The sequence below is a fragment of the Calidithermus chliarophilus DSM 9957 genome (genome assembly GCF_000430045.1).
GTDB lineage: Bacteria > Deinococcota > Deinococci > Deinococcales > Thermaceae > Calidithermus > Calidithermus chliarophilus.
This window is the reverse complement of record NZ_KE387023.1, coordinates 1,586,744-1,589,007: the sequence shown is the minus strand read 5'-3', so window position 1 is coordinate 1,589,007 and position 2,264 is coordinate 1,586,744. Positions and strand designations below refer to the sequence as shown.

Genomic DNA, 2,264 nt, shown 5'->3' with positions numbered 1-2,264 from the left:
GCCTGGCCCGCGTGGGGCGGCGTGCCATCCCCGGCGCCGTCGGCGGCCGCCTCGAGGGCCTTCCGGGCGGCCTGCCCCACCAGCACCGCCTCGTCGGTGTCGTAGCGCCCGCCGGTGAGGTCGCTGAACCCCTGCTCGATGACCTTCTCCAGCCCGGCGCGGTCCTCGGCCAGCCCGGGGCGCTGCTCGATCACGGCCGCCTCGAGGGCCTCCTGGTAGCGCCGGGCCTGCTCCGGGCTCTCGACGTCGTGCAGCATCAATTCACCCCCTTCTCGTACATCACCAGCAGGGCCCAGCTCGCCAGCACCAGGCCCAGCGCCACGCCGGTGGTCTCGCACTTGGCGCAGCCCTGGCCCTCGCGCAGGTTCTTGACGCCCTTGCCGGCGCTGTAGAGGCCGTAGGCGGCCGCGCCCAGCTCGAAGGCGTTCTGCCGGGCGCTCTCGCCCAGCCGGTGGAGGTGTGCCTTAAGTTCGTCCCAGTTCATAGTGTCTCCCTCCGGGGGTCAGGCCGGGCGCCCCGGCCCGGACGTGGTTAGACTGGAGCCGTGAAAAGGCTCCTTTGCGGTGGGGTTGTGCTGTTGGCGTCGGTGCTGGGCCTGGTGTTGGCCCAGCAGTTCCCGAATGAGCGTGGGAACTTCAAGGAGCTCGTCACTTTCCCTGGCAAGCCCATACAGGGGAAGATGTTCAATCCCAAGCATGGAACGGGCTTCTCCCTGGTGTTGCCGTTCAACCCGAAGGGCTGGAAAGTCGAGGGCAGGGTTATTGATCCCGGCCCTGTCGATTTCCTCGTGATTGAGGGCCTTTACCTGAAAGGTAAGCCCGTGGAACCTCCGGCAGTTTGGGCGAAGAATGGCCGAATCTTCGTTGACCATCGTGATAGTGCGGTTAAGTACGACCCAAAAATGGGGGCTGTCTGGGCTTGGATCCCTGACCTTAGCAGCGTCAAGTTCGACACTGCATTCGTTGTGGTCACCTTTTACAGCGGCCTCAACGTCTACTACGTCGTGAAGCTCCAGCCCTAACACAGCTATTTCCTCCCTGCCCACCTCGGCGGGAATTGCGGGCTGACTTTTCTGAAGAACTCCATCGGGTCGACGTAGTGATCCAGTAGGTATTGGCGCCGATGCATGGGCCAGTCATCCCAAGCCACCGGTTTTTTCTTGAATACGTCGAAGTGCAAATGTGCGGGCCAGCGGCCGTTGTAGCCTTTGCCAACCGTCCCGATCTGTTGCCCTGCAGACACGCATTGACCCTTTCTCACGAGAACGTCTCGGAGGTGAGCGCTGCGCGTCCAAACTGCGGGGCCGGGATGCCAGATCACTACCAGGTTGCCCCAGCTCTGGTCATTGCCCCCGGCGGGGCCCGCGAACACCACCTCGCCATCGGTTATGGCGTGAACGGGCTGTCCTAAGTCTGAATCAGCCCCGAACCTCGGCTGTACAGGGCCGTTCAGATCCACGCCGGTGTGGAGCCCATACTCGGTCGGGTATTCGGGATCCAGGAACTTCGTGTCGGGAATTACCCTCCCGCTGCCATCGTCAGGCTTGATGGGGTTCATCGGCCAGAAGTACTTTCCGCTTGGTTTCACTCTGCACCTCACCAGGGACAACGGGCTCTGGGGGACGGTCAGGGTGGCCACCAGGGCCAGCCCGGCCAGGCCTAGCGCCCAGGCCGGCACCTCGAGGCCGCCCGCCAGGCGCACGGGCGCCTGGGCGGCGTTAAGCACCCTTCCCCCCCTTGGGCTTCTCCTTGGCGCGCTCGGCGGCCACCGCGCGGGTGCCGTTCCACATGGCCAGGCCCAGGCCGACGCCGCCCACCAGCAGGCGCACCCAGGCCGGGGCGTCGCCGCCCTTGCTCAGCCCGGGGATGTTGCCCTTGGCGATGCCGAACTCGCGCAGGGCCTCGCCCAGCTTGAGCGGCTCGAGCAGCCGCGAGGTCTTGAGGATGGGGTACTCGACCCAGGCGAAGGCGCGCTCGAAGGCGGACACCTCCTGCTCAGTCTTCAGGCCGGCCCCGCGGGCTTTGAGCACGAACATGGCGGCCAGCGCCGCGCCGCCCATGATCTCCTCGTCGGAGTAGGGCTCGAGCTGCTGCAGGGGGTTGGGCTTCTCTTGGGGCTGGCCCTCGCCCTCGTCGGCGGGCACCGCACCCTCGGGCTGCACCCCCTCGAGCGGGGTGAAGCCGTCGCCTGCGTCGTCGGCCAGGGGCGGCTCGGGGGCCGGGGATGGCCCGGGCTCCGCGGCGGGGCCGGCCGGCGGGGGGGGG

5 protein-coding genes are annotated in these 2,264 nt (G+C 67.0%); 1 reads left to right on the top strand and 4 read right to left on the bottom strand.

Going from position 1 to position 2,264, the window contains the following annotated elements:
* Positions 1-257 (bottom strand): hypothetical protein (locus MEICH_RS29240; RefSeq protein WP_036218454.1); only part of this gene is annotated, 257 nt, incomplete at its 3' end.
* Positions 257-484 (bottom strand): hypothetical protein, encoded by a 228-nt coding sequence (locus MEICH_RS0107675; RefSeq protein ID WP_051304038.1) that lies wholly within the window; start codon positions 482-484, stop codon positions 257-259. The genes MEICH_RS0107675 and MEICH_RS29240, both read right to left, overlap by 1 nt.
* A 60-nt stretch (positions 485-544) precedes the next feature.
* On the opposite strand from MEICH_RS0107675, the gene MEICH_RS0107670 reads away from it, so the two are divergent.
* A complete protein-coding gene (locus MEICH_RS0107670; protein ID WP_157202665.1) occupies positions 545-1,021 on the top strand; it encodes a hypothetical protein in 477 nt (158 codons plus the stop codon).
* A gap of 5 nt (positions 1,022-1,026) precedes the next feature.
* On the opposite strand, the gene MEICH_RS24195 is transcribed toward MEICH_RS0107670, so the two are convergent.
* Both MEICH_RS24195 and MEICH_RS24190 read right to left on the bottom strand, forming a co-directional pair.
* Entirely contained in the window at positions 1,027-1,725 is a 699-nt protein-coding gene (locus MEICH_RS24195) for a M23 family metallopeptidase (protein WP_051304037.1), read from the bottom strand.
* Positions 1,718-2,264, bottom strand: a 547-nt coding sequence (locus MEICH_RS24190; protein WP_036218453.1) for a hypothetical protein, incomplete at its 5' end; no start/stop codon positions are given. The genes MEICH_RS24190 and MEICH_RS24195, both read right to left, overlap by 8 nt.